At 67.9% G+C, this 18,569-nt stretch carries 21 protein-coding genes; 13 read left to right on the top strand and 8 right to left on the bottom strand.

Annotation, left to right across the window (positions count from 1 at the left end; all coding sequences use genetic code 11):
- The first annotated feature begins 221 nt into the window (after window positions 1-221).
- A complete protein-coding gene (locus tag HWX62_RS19700) occupies window positions 222-575 on the top strand; it encodes a DOPA 4,5-dioxygenase family protein (protein WP_175931134.1) in 354 nt (117 codons plus the stop codon).
- Window positions 576-693: 118 nt separating this feature from the next.
- The gene (locus tag HWX62_RS19695) at window positions 694-1,119 is read left to right on the top strand and encodes a nuclear transport factor 2 family protein (RefSeq protein WP_175931133.1); all 426 of its coding nucleotides are present in this window, start codon (window positions 694-696) and stop codon (window positions 1,117-1,119) included.
- 59 nt (window positions 1,120-1,178) lie between these two features.
- Here HWX62_RS19695 and HWX62_RS19690 read toward each other — a convergent pair whose 3' ends face one another.
- The 3 genes from HWX62_RS19690 to HWX62_RS19680 all read right to left on the bottom strand — a co-directional run bounded on the left by HWX62_RS19690 (window position 1,179) and on the right by HWX62_RS19680 (window position 4,305).
- Window positions 1,179-1,799, bottom strand: coding sequence for a hemolysin III family protein (locus HWX62_RS19690; RefSeq protein ID WP_175931132.1), 621 nt, complete (start codon window positions 1,797-1,799; stop codon window positions 1,179-1,181).
- A 208-nt stretch (window positions 1,800-2,007) separates the two neighbouring features.
- A complete protein-coding gene (locus tag HWX62_RS19685; protein ID WP_011881067.1) occupies window positions 2,008-2,214 on the bottom strand; it encodes a YbdD/YjiX family protein in 207 nt (68 codons plus the stop codon).
- A 12-nt stretch (window positions 2,215-2,226) separates the two neighbouring features.
- Window positions 2,227-4,305, bottom strand: coding sequence for a carbon starvation CstA family protein (locus HWX62_RS19680; protein ID WP_175931131.1), 2,079 nt, complete (start codon window positions 4,303-4,305; stop codon window positions 2,227-2,229).
- A 269-nt stretch (window positions 4,306-4,574) separates the two neighbouring features.
- Here HWX62_RS19680 and dapF point away from each other — a divergent pair, with 269 nt between their 5' ends.
- The 8 genes from dapF to HWX62_RS19640 all read left to right on the top strand — a co-directional run bounded on the left by dapF (window position 4,575) and on the right by HWX62_RS19640 (window position 10,834).
- Window positions 4,575-5,387, top strand: coding sequence for a diaminopimelate epimerase (gene dapF, locus HWX62_RS19675; protein WP_175931130.1), 813 nt, complete (start codon window positions 4,575-4,577; stop codon window positions 5,385-5,387).
- A complete protein-coding gene (locus HWX62_RS19670) occupies window positions 5,384-6,268 on the top strand; it encodes an RNA polymerase sigma-70 factor (protein WP_175931129.1) in 885 nt (294 codons plus the stop codon). Before dapF ends, HWX62_RS19670 begins: the two co-directional genes overlap by 4 nt.
- A 194-nt stretch (window positions 6,269-6,462) precedes the next feature.
- Entirely contained in the window at window positions 6,463-6,942 is a 480-nt protein-coding gene (locus HWX62_RS19665; RefSeq protein WP_175931128.1) for a carboxymuconolactone decarboxylase family protein, read from the top strand.
- A 76-nt stretch (window positions 6,943-7,018) separates the two neighbouring features.
- Window positions 7,019-7,423 (top strand): cupin domain-containing protein, encoded by a 405-nt coding sequence (locus HWX62_RS19660; protein ID WP_175931127.1) that lies wholly within the window; start codon window positions 7,019-7,021, stop codon window positions 7,421-7,423.
- Window positions 7,424-7,534: 111 nt separating this feature from the next.
- The gene (locus HWX62_RS19655; RefSeq protein WP_175985211.1) at window positions 7,535-8,539 is read left to right on the top strand and encodes a LysR family transcriptional regulator; all 1,005 of its coding nucleotides are present in this window, start codon (window positions 7,535-7,537) and stop codon (window positions 8,537-8,539) included.
- A 205-nt stretch (window positions 8,540-8,744) separates the two neighbouring features.
- Window positions 8,745-9,500 (top strand): SDR family oxidoreductase, encoded by a 756-nt coding sequence (locus HWX62_RS19650; protein WP_175931125.1) that lies wholly within the window; start codon window positions 8,745-8,747, stop codon window positions 9,498-9,500.
- Window positions 9,501-9,525: 25 nt separating this feature from the next.
- Window positions 9,526-10,041, top strand: a complete 516-nt coding sequence (locus tag HWX62_RS19645; RefSeq protein WP_175931124.1) for an Ohr family peroxiredoxin — start codon at window positions 9,526-9,528, stop codon at window positions 10,039-10,041.
- 40 nt (window positions 10,042-10,081) lie between these two features.
- Window positions 10,082-10,834, top strand: a complete 753-nt coding sequence (locus tag HWX62_RS19640; RefSeq protein ID WP_175931123.1) for an SDR family oxidoreductase — start codon at window positions 10,082-10,084, stop codon at window positions 10,832-10,834.
- Window positions 10,835-10,890: 56 nt separating this feature from the next.
- On the opposite strand, the gene HWX62_RS19635 is transcribed toward HWX62_RS19640, so the two are convergent.
- Window positions 10,891-11,319 carry a PRC-barrel domain-containing protein gene (locus HWX62_RS19635; RefSeq protein WP_006485034.1) on the bottom strand — a complete coding sequence of 143 codons (429 nt, stop codon included), beginning with the start codon at window positions 11,317-11,319 and terminating at the stop codon, window positions 10,891-10,893.
- A 414-nt stretch (window positions 11,320-11,733) separates the two neighbouring features.
- Window positions 11,734-12,864 carry a 3-deoxy-7-phosphoheptulonate synthase gene (locus tag HWX62_RS19630; protein WP_226210353.1) on the bottom strand — a complete coding sequence of 377 codons (1,131 nt, stop codon included), beginning with the start codon at window positions 12,862-12,864 and terminating at the stop codon, window positions 11,734-11,736.
- A gap of 289 nt (window positions 12,865-13,153) precedes the next feature.
- Between HWX62_RS19630 and HWX62_RS19625 the strand changes: the two genes are divergently transcribed.
- Window positions 13,154-13,708: a hypothetical protein gene (locus HWX62_RS19625; RefSeq protein ID WP_175931222.1), complete on the top strand. Its 555-nt coding sequence runs from the start codon at window positions 13,154-13,156 to the stop codon at window positions 13,706-13,708.
- A gap of 55 nt (window positions 13,709-13,763) precedes the next feature.
- Complete coding sequence (locus HWX62_RS19620) at window positions 13,764-15,026, top strand: hypothetical protein (RefSeq protein ID WP_175985219.1); 1,263 nt, start codon at window positions 13,764-13,766, stop codon at window positions 15,024-15,026.
- 43 nt (window positions 15,027-15,069) lie between these two features.
- Here HWX62_RS19620 and HWX62_RS19615 read toward each other — a convergent pair whose 3' ends face one another.
- Complete coding sequence (locus HWX62_RS19615) at window positions 15,070-15,780, bottom strand: YceH family protein (protein WP_175931122.1); 711 nt, start codon at window positions 15,778-15,780, stop codon at window positions 15,070-15,072.
- Between the two features lie 394 nt (window positions 15,781-16,174).
- On the opposite strand from HWX62_RS19615, the gene HWX62_RS19610 reads away from it, so the two are divergent.
- Window positions 16,175-16,936, top strand: coding sequence for an SDR family oxidoreductase (locus HWX62_RS19610; RefSeq protein ID WP_175931121.1), 762 nt, complete (start codon window positions 16,175-16,177; stop codon window positions 16,934-16,936).
- A gap of 17 nt (window positions 16,937-16,953) precedes the next feature.
- Here HWX62_RS19610 and HWX62_RS19605 read toward each other — a convergent pair whose 3' ends face one another.
- Window positions 16,954-17,658 (bottom strand): MOSC domain-containing protein, encoded by a 705-nt coding sequence (locus HWX62_RS19605; RefSeq protein WP_175931120.1) that lies wholly within the window; start codon window positions 17,656-17,658, stop codon window positions 16,954-16,956.
- Complete coding sequence (locus HWX62_RS19600) at window positions 17,655-18,551, bottom strand: dihydrodipicolinate synthase family protein (RefSeq protein WP_175931119.1); 897 nt, start codon at window positions 18,549-18,551, stop codon at window positions 17,655-17,657. Before HWX62_RS19600 ends, HWX62_RS19605 begins: the two co-directional genes overlap by 4 nt.
- Window positions 18,552-18,569: the final 18 nt, after the last annotated feature.

Below are 18,569 nucleotides of genomic sequence, written 5' to 3'. Positions count from 1 at the left end.
GCGGCCCGCGCGCCTGCCGGCAAGGCTTTCGTCGTGATATCGCGCACGCGGACAGCGCCGAAACGGTTTCATCGGATCATCAGATCTTCCGATGCCGGACAAATCATCCGCATCGGCTTGCCGAATTGCGACACGACGCAAGCGACAAGGACGCGCGATAATCACGCATCGGCCGTTTCGCACGGCATCTCATGCGTTTTCATTTTTAACCGAGCCTCTCCATGGTCGCCCTCGACAATACCGCCATCGACAGCTGGCACGCGCACGTCTACTTCGATGCGGCGAGCCGCGACGCGGCCTGGGCATTTCGCCAGGTCGTCGATGCGCGCTTCGGCGCGGTCATCGAACTCGGCCGCTTTCACGAACGCCTCGTCGGCCCGCACCCGGCCTGGTCGTACCAGATCGCGTTCGACGCCGCGCGATTCGACGAGATCGTGCCGTGGCTCGTGCTGAACCACGGCGGGCTCGACATCTTCCTGCATCCGAATACGCACGACGAACTGCGCGACCATCGCGATTGCGCGGTATGGATCGGCAAGTCATATGTGTTGAATCTCGACGCGCTGACCGGCTAAGGGCCGACGGCCGACCGCCTCCACCGCGGTGGTGCATCCACGTTTCGGGTCGACGTGAAACGTCTCGCGGCGGCGCGCTCCTACAGTGGTTTCCGTGATCGATTTCCGGAAACCCGCCATGACAGCCGCAGACACCAACGCCGACGCCCGGCGCATCCATGAAGACTGGCACGCAGCCGTCGTCGCCCGCGACCTCGACGCACTGATGTCGCTGTATGCCGACGACGCGGTGCTCGAAACCCCGCTCGTCGTCGCCACGCTGCCCGCGCACGGCTCGGGCGTGCTGCACGGCAAGGCCGCGATCGGCGCGTTCTTCGCGGCCGGCCTGCGCAATCCGGACAACAAGCTCGGACGCTGGTACCGGACCGGGCTGTTCTTCTCGAACGGTCGCCAGCTCGTCTGGGAATACCCGCGCGCAACGCCGAACGGCGACCAGGTGGATCTCGTCGAGGTGATGGACCTGCGCGACGGGTTGATCGCGCATCATCGCGTTTACTGGGGGTGGATCGGGTTCAGCGCGCTGCGGGCCGTCGCGCGTCAGTAGCGCATTCTCCGGCCGACTCGCCACGCGCGGAGCATGACAGGCTCATCGCCCCACGCCGCTCACGCGACATACATCGCGACACTGACGAACTGGCACAGGCTGCCGGCCAGCACGAAAAGATGCCAGATGCCGTGCCCGTGGCGAATGCGTTCGTCGTTGACGAAGAAGTAGATCCCCGCGCTGTAGATCACGCCGCCGGCCACGAGCCACGCGGTGCCGATTGGCGGCAGCGCATGGAGCAGCGGCCGCACGGCGACGAGCGCGAGCCAGCCCATCAGCACGTACAGGATCATCGACAGCAGGCGCGTGCGGCGCCCGAGCGTGAGCTCCTGCACGATACCGAACACCGCGAGCCCCCAACTGACGCCGAACAGCGACCAGCCCCACGGGCCGCGTAACGTGACCAGCGTGAACGGCGTATAGCTGCCGGCGATCAGCAGGTAGATCGCCGAATGGTCGCATTTCTGCAGGATCGCCTTCAGGCGCGGGTTGCGCACGCTGTGATATGCGGTCGAGATCGCGTAGAGCAGGATCAGCATCGCGCCATACACGCTGAAGCTCACCACCTTGTACGGGTCGCCTTCGAGCGCGCCCATCGTCACGAGCGCGACGAGGCCGGCCACCGACAGCACCGCGCCGACGAGATGGGAAATACTGTTGAAACGCTCACCGACATGCACGACGTGTTCTCCTGCGGTCCATCGGAAAAAGAGGGAGCTCCATGATACCGGCGGCCGGATATCGCCGTGCTGCGCCCGGGCAAACGGCGCCCAGCCGCCGTGCGAGGTGTGCCGCCGGCGCCACCAAAGAAAAAGCGCCGCGACATCCGTCGCGGCGCTTCCCGTTCGATAACCGAACCGATTCGTCAGGTCATTGAAACGGCCCGGTTCAGCAACACTTCCCGGCGCCCGACCCGTACCGCGCATTCTGACGCTCGCGGAAAAATTCCTCGTACGTCATCGGCTCGCGGTCCGGATGGGTGTCGCGCATGTGCGCGACGTAGGTATCGTAGTCGGGCAGGCCGACCATCAGCCGCAACGCCTGCCCGAGGTAACGCCCCGCACTGCGCAAGTCGCTACCGAGATCGGTGAACATCGCGGCCTCCCGTTAGCGTCCGCTGCCGAGCGCCTGCGCGGCCGGCATCGCTTCGTACGGCGTCTCGCGCACGGTCGGCTTCGACTCGCGGCGCGCGCGCAGCACGGCGAGCAGGCCGTACACCGCGATGCTCACGACGACGAAGATGAACAACCCGGCCAGCGCCGCATCGATGTAGTCGTTGAAGATGATCCGCTTCATCTGCGCGATCGACTTCGCCGGCGCGAGCACCTTGCCCTCGTCCACCGCGGCCTGCAGCTTCGCGGCGTGCGCGAGGAAGCTGACCTTCGGGTTCGCGTCGAAAATCTTCTGCCAGCCGGCCGTCAGCGTGCAGATCAAGAGCCACGCGGTCGGCACGATCGTCACCCACGCATAGCGCTCGCGTTTCATCTTGAACAGCACGACGGTGCCGAGAACCAGCGCGATCGCCGCGAGCATCTGGTTCGAGATGCCGAACAGCGGCCACAGCGTGTTGATGCCGCCGAGCGGATCGACCACGCCCTGGTACAGGAAGTAGCCCCATGCGGCCACGCACAGCGCGGTGGCGACGAGGTTCGCGGGCAGCGACTCGGTGCGCTTGAGCGCCGGGTGGAACGTGCCGAGCAGGTCCTGCAGCATGAAGCGGCCCGCACGCGTGCCCGCGTCGACGGCCGTCAGGATGAACAGCGCCTCGAACAGGATCGCGAAGTGATACCAGAACGCCATCATCGCTTCGCCGCCGATCACCTGGTGCAGGATGTGCGCCATGCCGACGGCCAGCGTCGGCGCGCCGCCCGCACGCGCGATGATCGTCGTTTCGCCGACGGCCTTGGCCGTCTGCGTCAGCATGTCGGGCGTCAGCACGAAGCCCCATTGCGTGACGGTGTTCGCGACCGCTTCCGGCGTCGAGCCGAGGACGGCGGCCGGCGCGTTCATCGCGAAGTAGATGCCCGGCTCGATCACGCACGCGGCGACCAGCGCCATGATCGCGACGAACGATTCCATCAGCATCGCGCCGTAACCGATGAAGCGCGCGTTGGTTTCGTTGTCGATCAGCTTCGGCGTCGTGCCCGACGAGATCAGCGCGTGGAAGCCCGACACCGCGCCGCACGCGATCGTGATGAACAGGAACGGGAACAGGTTGCCCGACCACACCGGGCCCGTGCCGTCGACGAACTTCGTCAGCGCGGGCATCTTCAGTTCCGGCGCGACGACCAGGATGCCGATCGCGAGGCCGAGGATCGTGCCGATCTTCAGGAACGTCGACAGGTAGTCGCGCGGCGCGAGCAGCAGCCACACCGGCAGCACCGACGCGACGAAGCCGTAGCCGATCAGGATCCACGTGAGCTGCGTGCCGCTGAACGTGAACCACGCGGCGAGCGCGGGCGAATCGTGCACGGTCTGGCCGAACGCGATCGACGCCATCAGCAGCACGAAGCCGATGATCGACACTTCGCCGATGCGGCCCGGGCGGATGTAGCGCGTATAGACGCCCATGAACAGCGCGATCGGAATCGTCGCGGCGACGGTGAACGTGCCCCACGGCGAATTGGTCAGCGCCTTCACGACGATCAGCGCGAGCACCGCGAGGATGATCACCATGATCAGGAACGCGCCGAACAGCGCGATCACGCCGGGCACCGTACCGAGCTCCATCTTGACGAGATCGCCGAGCGAGCGGCCGTCGCGGCGCGTCGAGATGAACAGCACGATGAAGTCCTGCACCGCGCCGGCGAACACGACGCCGGCGAGGATCCACAGCATGCCCGGCGTGTAGCCCATCTGCGCGGCGAGCACGGGGCCGACGAGCGGACCAGCGCCGGCGATCGCGGCGAAGTGATGGCCGAACAGCACGTACTTGTTGGTCGGCACGTAGTCGAGGCCGTCGTTGTACTTGACCGCCGGCGTCATCCGCAGCCCGTCGAGCTGCATGACCTTGCTGGCGATGAAACGGCTGTAGAAGCGATACGCGATCAGATACACGCAGACTGCGGCGATCACGATCCAGAGGGCACTGACGCGCTCGCCGTGCGCGAGTGCGATCGTGCCGAATGCGAACGCGCCGAGCAGCGCGACCGCGATCCAGAGCAGGGTACTGGAAGCCCGATTCATGGCGTCTCCTGGTCTCCAATGTGTTTTTGAGTGGATGCGGCGAGGGGCCGAACCCGCGTGACGTCGATGCGTCGTGCCGCGGCCTCGCAGAAGCCGCGACGATGGGCCGTAGTATTCCGCGCGACGGGGGCCGCTTACAAGCGGATAACTACGTATGAGGATCTACGTAGAATTACGTAGATCGTTGGCGCGCGCGCCTCGTCGGGCGACGATTGCCCGCGACCGGCGAGCCACGTACAGTATTCGCCTGCCCCCACTCCGGAACCGCCATGCCGCTCGCATTTCAGAAGATGAACGCGAATGGCGATGACTTCGTCATCGTCGACCTGCGCGGGCAGGGACACGATCCCGCGCAGCGCATCGATCGCGACCTCGCGCGGCGCATGGGCGATCGGCATCGCGGCATCGGCTTCAACCAGCTCGCGGTGATCTCGGACTGCGACGACGCGGCGGCCCGCGTCGCATTCCGGAACCCGGACGGCTCGGCGCTCGATACCTGCGGCAGCGCGACACGCGGCGTCGCGTGGAAGCTGATGCGGGAAACCGGCGCGGCGTCGGTCGTGCTGCGCACGAATCGCGGGCGCCTGCACTGTGCGCAGGAGGCAGACGGGCTGATCCAGGTCGAAATGGGCGCGCCGCGGCTCGACTGGCAGGACGTGCCGGTCTCGGAAGCCGTCGATACGCTCGCGCTGCCGCTGCCCGGCGCGCCGGCCGCGTGCAGCATGGGCAATCCACATTGCACGTTCTTCGTCGACGATGCCGAGGCGGTCGACCTCGAAGCGCTCGGTCCGTCGACCGAAACGCATCCGCTGTTTCCGCTGAAAACCAACGTGCATGTCGTTCAGGTGATCGATCGCACGCACATTCGTCTGCGTATCTGGGAACGCGGCGGCGGCGTGCCGCTCGGCTCCGGCTCGTGTTCGTGCGCCGCGGTGGTCAACGGCATCCGGCGCGGGCTGCTCGACGAGACCGTGCGCGTGACATGCGACGGCGGCGACGTCGTCGTTCGATGGCATGGCGCCGGCAGCGTGTTCCTGAGCGGGCCCGTGACGTTCGGGTTCAGCGGGGTGTGGCTGTCATGACCGACGACGCACAAATCTTCCACGCGCTGCGTCCGCGCCTGCAGAAGATCGCGTACCGGATGCTCGGCTCCGTCGCGGATGCCGAGGACATCGTGCAGGACGTATGGCTGCGCTGGCACGACGCGGCGCACGACGGTATCGAGAACGCGGAGGCGTGGCTCGTCTCGGTCACGACGCGGACGTCGATCGATCGCCTGCGCGCGGCGAAGCTCCGGCGCGAGCACTATACGGGTATGTGGCTGCCCGAACCGGAGCTTGGCGAATCGCCCGCGACGCCCGAGGAAATGATGGAGCGCGCGAACGACGTATCGGTCGCGTACCTGCTGTTGCTCGAACGGCTGACGCCGGAAGCGCGCGCGGCGTTCCTGCTGCATGAAATCTTCGAATTCGACTACGACCGGATCGCCGACGCGATCGGCAAGACCGAAGCCGCGTGCCGTCAGCTCGTCAGCCGGGCCCGCGCGCGGCTGCGCGACGATACCCAGCCGCGGCACGCGGTGCCGCACGAAACGCATCGCCGGCTGCTGCAGACGTTCACGCATGCACTCGCGCAAGGCGACTTCCCGTCGATCCAGGCGCTGCTCGCCGAAGACGCGATGCTGATCGGCGACGGCGGCGGTCACGTCCAGAGCTTCCCGAAACCGATGGTCGGCGGCCGGCGGATCGCTCAACTGTTCTATGCGACCTGGTTGCGCTGCGGCAGCGGTGTCGAGATGCGGCCGGTCGTGCTGAACGGCCAGTGGGCGCTGCTGCGTTTCATCGACGGGCAACTCGAAGCGGCGATGTCGTTCGACACCGACGGCACGCGCATCGGCCGGATTCTCGTGCAGCGCAACCCGGAGAAGCTCGCCCGGATCGCGAGCGCCTGCGCCGCCGGCTGACTCGCGCATCGCCGCGCGCCGGCGCTGGCCGCGCTCGCCGTCGAGCCCGGATTGGTGCAGCGCGCGCAACACGATGCGTCCCTGTGCGTGGCTACCGCGCCCCGGTGCACACTCCTAAGATGATTTCGCGCGGCGCCCTGCCGCCCACGACACCCGCGCCACGCGGGCCAGCCTCTTCGTCGCCAGGAGAAATCATGACGCAGCGTCTCAACTACATTCAACAGTCGCCCGAGCTGTTCCGGAAATTCCTCGAACTGAGCAACCTGCTGCGCAACAGCGCGATCGAGGAATCGATCCGCGATCTCGTGTCCGTCCGGGCCTCGCAGATCAACGGCTGTGCGTTCTGCGTCGACATGCACGTGAAGGAGGCGCGCATCCACGGCGAGCGCGAGCTGCGCCTGCATCATCTGGCGACGTGGCGCGAATCGACGCTCTTCTCGCCGCGCGAACGGGCCGCGCTCGCGTGGACCGAGGTGCTGACGACCCTGCCCGCGCACGGCGTGCCGGACGACCTCTACGACCGCGTGCGCGGCCAGTTCTCCGAGCAGGAATTGTCGGACCTGACGTTCGAAGTGGTGGCGATCAACGGCTGGAACCGCGCCAATGTCGCGTTCCGGACCGTGCCAGGCTCGTCCGACAAGGCGTTCGGCCTCGACAAGGCCAATCTCGCCTGACGGGCGCGCCCGACGGCAGGCCACGCCCCTCCCTCGCTGCCGGCCGTCGGCCGGCGGCCCACCGGAAGCCACCACCATGATTCGCATGAAACAGCTGATCGCGTCCGCGCTCGTCATCGCGGGCGCCGCGACCGGCGCCGTTCGCGCGGCGCCCTCGGCCATCGTCACGCCGTTGATGACGAAGCCGCTCGACGCGTACCCGGGCAAGGAAGCGACGATGATCTCGGTCGAGTATCCGCCCGGCGCGGTCGACCCGGTCCACCGTCACCACGCCGACGCGTTCGTCTATGTGGTCGAAGGGTCGATCGTGATGCAGGTGAAGGGCGGCGCGCCCGTCACGCTGAAACCGGGCCAGACCTTCTACGAGGGCCCGAACGACCTGCACACGGTCGGACGCAACGCGAGCCGGACGCGGCCCGCGAAGTTCATCGTGCTGCTGTTGAAGGACAAGGGCGCGCCCGTGCTCGTGCCGGAAAAATAACCGGCTCGCACGCCGCCACGCCCTTTTTTTGAAGAAATGCGGCGGGCGGTGTCACAGGCGGCAGCGCTGAAACGTCTAGTCGCATACGGACACCACGATTCCAGCGCCTCCATGTCTGATACCTCCATCCGCCGCCCCGACGCCGACGACCCGTTCGCGCGCAGCTTCTCGACCTGCTATGCCGGCGTGGTCACGTTCCTCGCCGTCGTCACCGAGGGCAGCTTCGCGCGCGCCGCCGATCGTCTCGGCGTCGGGCGCTCGTCGGTCAGCCGCCACGTGCAACGGCTCGAGGACCGGCTCGACGCACGCCTGTTCCAGCGCACCACACGCAGCATGTCGCTGACGCGCGAAGGCGAGCTCTTCTACGAGAACTGCCGGCCCGGCATCGAGCATCTGGCGCAGGCGCTCGAGGACATGCGCGAGCTGCGCAGCGGGCCGCCCAGCGGACACCTGCGCATCGGTTCGACGCCGGGCTTCGGCCGCAAGGTCGTCGCGCCGCTGCTGCGCGATTTCCATGCGCGGTATCCGGACATCACGCTCGACCTGCTGTTGAACGACCGCCCGGCCGACTTCTCCGCCGACTGCATCGACGTCGCGTTTCGCGACGGCCGCATGGAGGACAGCGCAATCGTCGCGCGCCGGCTGATTCCGATGCAGATGATCGTCTGCGCATCGCCGTCGTACGCGCACCGGCACGGCTTGCCGCGCCACGTCGACGACCTCATGCAGCATCGCTGCATCAACCTGTGCACCGCATCGGGCCGCGTGACGGAATGGGAATTCAGGATCGACGGGGTGACGCAACAGCGCCAGCTCGCCGCGCATCACACGTTCAACGACATCGACCTCGTCGTGCGCGCGGCGCTCGACGGGCTCGGCATCGCGCAACTGCCCGCGTACCAGGTGTGCGACCTGCTCGCCGACGGCCGGCTGGTGAGCTGTCTCGGCCAGCACGCGCCGGACGATGGCGGCCACTATCTCTGTTACCTGAGCCGCAAGCACTTGCCCACGCGCATTCGCGTGTTCATCGACTACATGATCGAGCAGACGCGTGCGCGCGACCTGCAGTGCCTGACGACGATGACGACGATGGCGCCGCTGGAGACCGTCGATTGATGCATGCACGGCAACACGGTGAGGGCCTGCCGGACCCTACCGGACCGGGCGGCGCATACCTACGATGCGGGCTGTTCGACGGGCACGCGCATATGGCGCTGCGCCGTTCGACAAGGCCGTGGCCCGATCGCGCGAACGCGATGGGCGCCGGCTTCGGCAGATTCAAGCGGCGCGCATGTCGCGCGCCCGTTCAAGGAGAGCAATCGTGAAAATCGTCGTGATTGGTGGTACCGGCCTGATCGGCAGCAAGGTCGTCAGAAATCTGATCGCACGCGGCCACGACGCGGTGGCGGCAGCGCCGTCGACGGGCGTCGATACGATCACGGGGGCGGGACTGGACGACGCGCTCGCCGGCGCGCAGGTCGTGGTCGATCTCGCGAATTCGCCGTCGTTCGAGGAAGCGGCCGTGAAGGCGTTCTTCGAGGCGTCGGGGCGCAACCTGTTCGCCGCGGAGCACGCGGCCGGCGTGCGCCATCACGTCGCGTTGTCGGTGGTCGGTACCGACCGGCTGCAGCAGAGCGCGTATTTCCGCGGCAAGATCATTCAGGAAAACCTGATCCGTGACGCAGGCGTGCCGTACACGATCGTGCGCTCGACGCAGTTCTTCGAATTCGTCGGGGCCATCGCGCAGGCCGGCGCGCAAGGCGATACGGTCCGGTTGAGCACCGCGCACTTCCAGCCGATCGCCTCGGACGACGTCGCGGCCGCGGTGACCGACTTCGCGCTCGACGCGCCGCGCAACGGCATCGCCGAAATCGGCGGCCCGGAACGCGTGCGGATCGCCGATCTGGTCGAGAGTTTCCTGTCGGCGACGCACGACGCGCGCACGGTGACGCGCGACGCCAGCGCCGACTACTTCGGCGCCGTGCTGCAGGACGACACGCTCGTGCCCGCGCCCGGCGCGCGCCTCGGCGCGACGACCTTCGACGCGTGGTTCCGGCAGCACGCGCTCGCGCGCTGAACCCCGCCACCGGATCACGCACGCCATGACGCCGCTGCGCCCGCCGCCGCTGTCGCTGCTCGACCGGTATCGCGGACGAGAACCGCAGACGCTGTACTCGACGACGGTGACCGTCACGGGCGGCGCGGCTGAGCACGGCCGCGCATCGGGCGTCGCGCGTTCCGACGACGGGCGCCTGAATGTCGAGCTGCGCCTGCCGCCGGCACTCGGCGGGCCCGGCGACGGACCGAACCCGGAGCAACTGTTCGCCGCGAGCTATGCGGCGTGTTTTCACGGTGCGCTGAGCCTGCTGGCTGCACGGGCCGGCGTGCCGATCGCCGATGCATCGGTGTCCGCGTCGATCGACTTCTGCCGCGATCCGATGGACGGCCTGTTCATGCTGAGCGCAAATATCCGCGTGCGGCTTCCGGGCATCGAACGCGCGGTGGCGGAAGAACTCGTCCGCAACACCGAGCGTTTCAGTCCGTATACGAAGATGGCGCACGAAGGGATCAGCCACGTGGTGACGCTGGCGCCGACTGACGATGCGCACGAACGCTAAACGGCACGCACGTTCAACCCATCATCTTCACGGGAAAATCATGCAGTCATTCGACAACAAGGTGGTCCTCATTACCGGCGGCGGTGCCGGCATCGGGCTGGCAGCGGCCGTCGCGTTCGCACGCGAGGGTGCGCGCGTCGTCATCACGGGCCGCCGCGAAGACGCGCTGTCCGCCGCCGCGCGCAGCGCGCCGGGCATCGACTACGTGGTCGCGGATGCCGGCGATCCGGCCGACGCCGCGCGCACGATCGACGAAGCGGTCGCACTGGCGGGGCAGCTCGATGTGCTGGTCAACAATGCGGGCGCAGGTGCAATCCTGCCGCTCGGGTCGGCTACCTTCGAAGCGATCAGCGCGATCTTTTCAGTCAATACGCTCGGACCGTCGATGCTCGCGGCCGCCGCGTTGCCGCATCTGAAAGCAGCCCGCGGCAGCATCGTCAACGTGTCGAGCACGTTCGGACACAAGGCCGCGGCGCTGTTGTCGCACTATGCGGCGAGCAAGGCCGCGCTCGAGCATCTGACGCGCTGCTGGGCGCTCGAGCTCGCATCGGCGGGCGTACGCGTGAACGCCGTCGCGGCGGGCCCGACGGAAACGGACTTCCTGTCGGAACGGATGAAGCTGTCAGCACCCGACATCGAAGCAATCAAGGCGCAGGAGCGCACGCGCATTCCGCTTGGCCGGCGCGGCGAGCCCGCGGACGTCGCGAACTGGATCGTGTCGCTCGCGTCGCCGCAGGCGGCATGGATGACGGGGCAGGTGATCACGGTCGACGGCGGACTCGACGCAACCTGACCGTCGCAAGGACGCGCGGCACGCGACGCACGACGCGTGCCGCGCGATACGGCAAATCAGTGCTTTTCGTCGAGCTTCTTCGGCTTCGGCGGCGACGGCACCTTCGCATACTGGAACGCCGGCGTGGCCTTCAGCGCCTCCTTCGTCGCGCCCGGCAGGTAGATGTTGCCGTTGCGCACGTCGAGCGACGCGATCGGCACCGCGACGTCGTGCGCGGCCACGCCGAGGAAGCCGCCGGCCGACACGATCGCGGCCGACACCGAGCCGTCCGGCGCGACGATCAGGTCGCGCACCTTGCCGACTTTCTGGTTCTCGTCGTTGTACACGGTCTTGCCGAGCACGCTCTTCTTCACGCTCCAGCCTTCGAGCAGCGCCTGCGATTGCTCGACGGTCACGCTGATCGGCTGCGCGCCCGCGATCTGCGCGTGTGCGCTGACGCTCGACGCGAGGACAGTTGCTGCGATGAGGGTCTTGTAGAACTTCATATGCGTTGCACTCCGGTTCGGTTGTTGTGGATTCCGGGGGCGAAGCGACGCGGGTGCAATGCCTGATCGCTGCGCACCCCGCGGATGGCCGCCCCGCGGATGGCCGCCCCGCGCTTCGTCGGGCGCGTGGCGGCCGGCCGCGCCGCCACTGCGTGTGTGCGTGGCGGACCGGCATGGCCGGGCCGCGGCGTGCAACACAGAGTTCATGGTAGCGGCAATCACCGGATCGTGCGTTCAGCGTGCAACGTGGCAGACGAGGCAAGCCGGATCAGGATCAATGATTGCGCACACAGACGGGGCGTGCGGCACGGAAAAACGGCGCCGCGGCCTGTCGATCAGGACAACCGCACGCTGGTGCATCCGATCTTCGCGGCGCATCGAACAACGCGGCGGGTGCCGCGCCTCCACGTGGCATCACGCATTCCGCGAATACACCCTGCGATGCCGCACCGCCTCCGCCAGCACGTCGAGCACCGGCTCCGTCTGCGCCCAGCTCAGGCACGCATCGGTGATCGACACGCCGTACTTCAGCGGCACGCCCGGCTTCAGGTCCTGCCGCCCGGCTTCGAGATGGCTTTCCACCATCACGCCGACGATCCGGTGCTCGCCCTGCCCCAACTGCCGCGCGAGATCCTGCGCCACCTCGATCTGCCGCTCGTGCGACTTGTTCGAGTTCGCATGCGAGCAGTCGACCATCACCTGCTCGCGCAAGCCGGCCTTGCGCAGCACCGCGCAACTCGCTTCGACGTGCTCGGCGTCGTAGTTCGGGCCGTTCTTGCCGCCGCGCAGGATCACGTGCGCATCGTCGTTGCCGCGCGTCTCGAAGATCGCGGCCATCCCCATCTTCGTCATCCCCATGAACGCATGGCTCGCCGCCGCGGCGACGATCGCGTCCGACGCGACCTGCACGCCGCCGTCGGTGCCGTTCTTGAAGCCGATCGGGCAACTGAGCCCCGACGCGAGCTGGCGATGGCTCTGGCTCTCGGTCGTGCGCGCGCCGATCGCGCCCCACGCGATCAGGTCGGCGATGTACTGCGGACTCAGCAGGTCGAGGAATTCGGTCGATGCGGGCAGGCCGAGCGCGTTGATGTCGAGCAGCAGTTGCCGCGCGGCGCGCAGCCCTTCGTTGATGCGGAAGCTGCCGTCCAGGCGCGGATCGTTGATGTAACCCTTCCAGCCGACCGTCGTGCGCGGCTTCTCGAAATACACGCGCATCGTGATCAGCAGGTCGTCCTTCAGCGCGTCGGCGGCGGCCTTCAGGCGACGCGCGTAATCGAGCGCCTGGTCGTGATCGTGGATCGAGCACGGGCCGACCACGAGCAGCAGCCGGTCGTCGCGGCCGTGCAGGATGTCGCCGATCGCGCGGCGCGTATCCTCGACGAGCGTCTGCGTGGCCGCAGGCACCGGCAGCTCGTCGAGCAGCAGCGCGGGCGAAATCAGCGGACGCACGGCGCCGATGCGGACATCGTCGATGCGCGTGGTGTCCTGCGTCGCGTCGGCGCTGCCTACCTCGCGATCGTGAGAAGGATTGTCGAGGTTCTGCATGGTGATTCTCCGGGGGACGTCTGTCTGGAATGATGGGCAGGCTCGATTATGGCACCCGCGCGGAACGGTAGCGGGTGGCGACGGGGAAGGCGATCGGCATCGACATCATGGTCGCAACGTTACGGCGATCGGGTCCGCCAGCCAATTCGGCCATTCGGCCGAGTGGTCGCGTGTCACCGCAGTGCCGTACGATCGTGATTGTCTGCTGCCGATGCGCCTCCTCGTTCGACGCAGGCTGCACGATGCACTGCCTGCGATCGATCGTTCACCTTTTGCCCGACACGCCACGATGACCGTCTCCGAATTGCTCCGCGCCATCCGCCAACCCTATGCCGACCTGCTCGCGAAAGCGGCCACGCAACCGGCGGTCGTTGTCGAGCCGGCCTATCGGCGGGCCGACGGCACGCTGGCCACCGAAGGCCCGCTCGCGTTGCCGTGCCGCGCCGATACCATCGCCGCCGACGACGAATCGGCCGGCCAGCCCGCGATGGTCGACTCGGCCACGCAGCTGGATTTCGAGCCGTTCGCGTTCGAGCTCGAAACAGTGGCCGTATCGATCCGCCCGTTCGTATGGGACTGGGCCGCGGTCGAGGCCGACGGTCTCGACGAAAGCACGGCCAACGACACCTTCAAGACGTGGTTCCTCGCGTGGTTCGACGGGGACGACGAGAACACGCCGGCCGAAGACGGGTTGCACGGTATCGTTCACTATCTGTCGGAACCGGTCCGCACGGAACAGGGCTGGCGCGTCCAAGCGGATCTCGGTTCCGCGCCGGAGACCGCCGTCGAGGATCTGCTGTTCCGGCTCGTCGATGCGGGCGCGACGCGGATCAGTATCGGTTGATATGTCTCTTCATCGTTCACGCACCTTCATGAAAACCATCCTGTTGTCGCCTTTGATGCGCCCGTTGATCCAAAGCGCGTGCGTGCTGATTGCGGCGCACGCGGGCTGCGCGGATGCTGCGCCACGCACCGTCTATGAAGGAACGCTGCAAGGCGCCGGCACCGTGGTGATGGAACTCGACGATCGCCCGGCCGCCGACGGCATGATCTCGGGCCGCTATTTCTACGCACAGTTCGGCGTCGATATTCCGCTGCGAGGCAAACCTGCACAACTCGTCGAGCCGCTCGTGCGCACGCAATTGCCGGATGATGCGCGTAACGCGTCGGAATACAGTGGGAAGCCGGATTTCGATCATGGGGCGGCCACCTGGCAGGGCACGCGGGACAAGGACGGCTATCGCGGCCGGACCGATGCGCGCTCGGGCAAGACGCGCCCCTTCGCGTTGCGCCGCGTGGCTGCATACGATCCCGACGGGGTTGCACCCGGCTCCGTCGAAGCGATCACCGCGCTCGCGGCGGGCGGTGTCGGCAGCGGCATCGCGCGCGGCGCGGACATCGACATGCAGCACGCACCTTATGCCGCGTTGAAGCTCGCCGGGCATGCGCAGCCGGTCGGCCCCGAGGTTGGCGACGGCACGGTTGCGTACCGGATGTGGCGCGATCCGCGCACGGTGCTCGCGTATCCGCGCCTGAGCCGCCATCCCGACCCGGCCGTGATCGCGCGGGTCAACCATCTGCTCGAACAACGGCACTGGCAAATGAGTCTCGCGGCGCTCGAATGCGCGTCGACGCGCTATACCGACGACGGGCCGGCCGCCGGAACGCTCGGCGACTATGACGACGAGCGCGTGACGGTCACGTGGCTGTCGCGTGCGGTACTGGGCATCGTGGAATCCGGCAGCACGTTCTGCGGCGGCGCGCACCCGAACAATCACTACGATCCGGTCACGTTCGACCTGCTGCGCGGCGCGTACCTCGACTGGAATCGCGTGATCGCTGCGGCCGCGCCGGCCGACGACCGTGAATCGGCAACGAGCGCCGCGATGGTGAAGTTCATTGCGCGGCTGCGCGACGAAGCCGCACCGGGCAACCAGCCGACGGACGGCGACGGCAATTCGCTGTCGTGCGCCGACGTGTTCCCGCAGTATCTGGCATTCGAACTCGATGCACCGGGCAAGCTGTCGTTCGTCGTATCCGGCATCGGTCACGCAATGGGCGCCTGTCTCGGCCCGCAGCTCGACGCGCCGTTTGCCGCGCTCGAGCCGATCCTGAGACCGGGCGGCGCGCGCTACCTCGTCCCCGGCGTCAAGCTGAAGTGACGCGGCGGTGCGCGCGCACCGCCGGCATTGCATCAGGAAGCGATCAGGACGCGCCGCCCGGCGTGTCGACGTCGATGCCGAGTTCGCTCGCCATCCGCTGAACCAGCGCATTCAGGCGCGCCACTTCGTCCGCGAGGCGTTTCTGTTCGGCCTTCAGCGCTTCGAATTCGGAAGGCGGCACCGAATCCGCGCCGCCGCCGGCATCCGCGCTCGCGAAGTCGGCCATGTTCACTTCGCCGCACATCAGGTGCATCCAGCGGTTCTCGCGCGCGCCCGGTGCGCGCGGCAGCCGGACGACGAGCGGCTGCGCGCGCGCCGCGAGTTCGTCGAGGAACGCCTCGACCGACGAGATATCCGCGAAGCCGTGCAGGCGCGCGCTGTTCAGGCGCAACTCGGCGGCCGTCTGCGGGCCGCGCAGCAACAGGATCGTCAGCAGCGCGATCGCCTGGCTCGGGATGCCGAGCACGCGGTTCATGTTGTGCTCGAAACGCGGCACGCGGCTGCTGCTGCCCTCCATCACGAGGCTCAGGTGCTTCAGCCCGTCGAGCGCGGTCGTCACTTCGTCCTCGCTCACGTTCATCACCGGCGCGCGCGCGGTTTTCTGGTTGCAGCCGGCGGTCAGCGCGTTCAGCGACAGCGGGTAGGTATCCGGCACCGTGTGCTGTTTCTCGACGAGCACGCCGAGAATGCGGGCCTCGAGGGGCGTGAGTTCGCGAAGGGCGCGGGGCGTGGGCGTATCCGGCGTGGTGTTCATGAGTGGCAGCGTGCAGCAGGTGAAGGGGAAACGATCGCGGCCCGCACGGCATCGCGCACGGGCGAGCCATATGATAGCTCGCGACGCCGGGCCTAGCGCCACTCGCCGCGCCCGCGTGCGCACTTGCCGCAGCGGGCTTTCGTCCGACGTAGCAGCGCGCCCGACACCGCGCGGCGCGACACGACGATGCCTGCGTGCATGCGCCGCAGATTCATCCCTCACCTTCATCGCGGCCGCTCGTTTGCGCGATACGCATGCCGGCGCTACGATATACGCTTATCCCGATATCAGCGGCGCCGCACGCCGATATTCCGCATCATCCGCGTTGAATCCGCCGCCGCCGAACCTGCGCGCCGCTCGTCAAACCCGTTCACCCCCTCACCGGTTCACCACCATGACTGCATCTTCTTCCGCACCCGTGCGCGCCATCGTCACCGGACACACGCGCGGCCTCGGCGCGTCGCTCGCCGCACAACTGTTGCTGGAAGGCGTCTCCGTGCTGGGCGTGTCGCGCAGCCGTCATCCGTCGCTCGCGTCGCAGGCCGGCGAACGCTTCGCGGAAGTCGAACTCGACCTGTCGGACGCCACGGCCGTCGCCGCCTGGCTGGCCGGCGACACGCTGCGCCGCTTCGTCGACGGCGCATCCCTCGTGCTGCTGTTCAACAACGCCGGCATCGTCGATCCGATCGGCCCGCTCGCCGTGCAGGACCCGACGATCGTCGCCCGCGCGGTCGGCCTGAACGTCGCCGCGCCGCTGATGCTGTCGGCCGCGCTCGCGCAGGCCGCATCGGCCGCGACCGAATGCCGGATCGTGCACCTGTCGAGCGGCGCGGCCCGCAACGCGTATGCGGGCTGGAGCGTCTACTGCGCGACCAAGGCCGCGCTCGATCACCATGCGCGCGCGGTCGCGCTCGACGCGAACGGCGCGCTGCGGATCTGCAGCGTCGCGCCGGGCGTCGTCGATACGGGCATGCAGGCCACGATCCGCGCGACCGACGAAAACAACTTCCCGATGCGCGAGAAATTCGACCAGTTGAAGTCGAGCGGCGCGCTCGCCACGCCCGAGGCAACTGCCCGACAACTGATCGGCTACGTACTGAGCGACGCGTTCGGCACCGAGCCGACGGCCGACCTGCGCAACCTGCCGACGAAGTAAGCGTCGGACGCGGCCCGTCATCCTTCGAGCCGCTTCGTCCAGTCTTCGACCTGCCGTTCGGTCCGGCGCTTCTCGAGCAACGTGCGCCAGCCGGGCGGCAGCAGCGGCACGTCGCACAGCGCATCGAGCGCGGCCATGTCGAGCGTGCGCCGATACAGCACGTCGAGCACCGCAGACAGCGGCCATTGCGGGTAGCGGCGCGCATGCAGCGCCAGCACGTCGCCCGCCTCCACCCAGCCTTCCTGCAGCACGCGGTAGTACCAGCCGGTCCGGCCGCTTTGCTGCACGAGCGCCGCCATGCGCGGATGATCGAAGCGCGCGTTGAGCTTCCAGCACGGCTGCCGCGACTGCGAGACCTGAAGCACCGCGCCGCCCAGCGTGAATACGTCGCCGAGACACACGTCGCGCTCGGTGACGCCGCGCGTCGACAGGTTCTCGCCGAACGCACCCGGCCGGGCAAGCACGTCGCGCGCACCGATGTGCCCGATCCACCACGCATAGTGATCGTGCGCATAGTGGTGAACGGCCTTGTCGGGGCCGCCATGATGCCGCGCATCGGCCTGCTCGTCGCCGGCAAAGCCGAGCGCGCCCAGCCACAGGCGCGCGTCCGCCGGCTGCTTGTCGATCGCGCTCGCATGCGGCGTGCCGGCGAGCGGCCGACGCGTGCCGATCCGCACCGCGCCGATGGCGGCCGAGATCGCCGGCCGGGCGTCGTCGCTCATGCCGCCACACCGTCCGGCAGCGCCGCGAGCAGGCGCTCCAGTTCGCGCGTACGTGCCTCGCCGAGCGGTTGCAGCGGCCGCCGCGGTTCGCCGGCGTCGAAGCCGCGCAGCCTCAGCCCGGCCTTCACGGTCACCGGCAACCCGCCGTTGACGATGAACTGGAGCAACGGCAACTGCGCGTGAAAAACCGCTCGGGCGCGCGGGAGGTCACCCGCGCGCATCGCATCGAACAGCGCGAGCGGCAACGCGGCATTCAGGTTCGGCGCGGCCGTGCACCATCCGGCCGCGCCCGCGGCCAGCGCGGCGAGCGCCATCGGATTGCTGCCGTTGTAGAACGGAATCGTCCCGTCGCTCAATTGCGCGAGCCGGTGCATCCGGCCGATGTCGCCGGTGCTTTCCTTGACCATCGTCACGTTGTCGACGGCGCGGCAGATCGTCGCGATCAGGTCGGGCGACATGTCGACGCCGCTCGTCGCCGGGTTGTTGTACAGCATGATCGGGATGCCAATGGCGTCGCCGATCGCACGGTAGTGCGCGACGATCTCGTCGTGGCCGAGCTTCCAGTACGACACCGGCAACACCATCACCGCATCGGCGCCGGCCTGTTCGGCGATGCGGGCACGACGCACCGCACCCGCCGTGGTGAGATCGGAAATCCCGACGACGGTCGGCACGCGCCGGCGCACCGCGCGAATCGATGCCGTGGCGACGGCCTCCCATTCGGCGTCGGACAGGTAGGCGCTTTCGCCGGTACTGCCCAGCGGCGCGATCGCGTGAACGCCGTCGGCGATCAGGCGTTCGATCAGCGCGTCGAGCGCTTTCAGGTCGACGTCACCGTTGGCGGAGAACGGCGTGACGGGGTAGGCGATGATGCCTTTCAGCAGGATGGACACGATTTGTATTCCTCAATG

It is taken from the genome of Burkholderia sp. BCC0506, assembly GCF_902833145.1.
Classification (GTDB): domain Bacteria; phylum Pseudomonadota; class Gammaproteobacteria; order Burkholderiales; family Burkholderiaceae; genus Burkholderia.
This window is presented reverse-complemented; position numbering and strand designations above follow the sequence as displayed.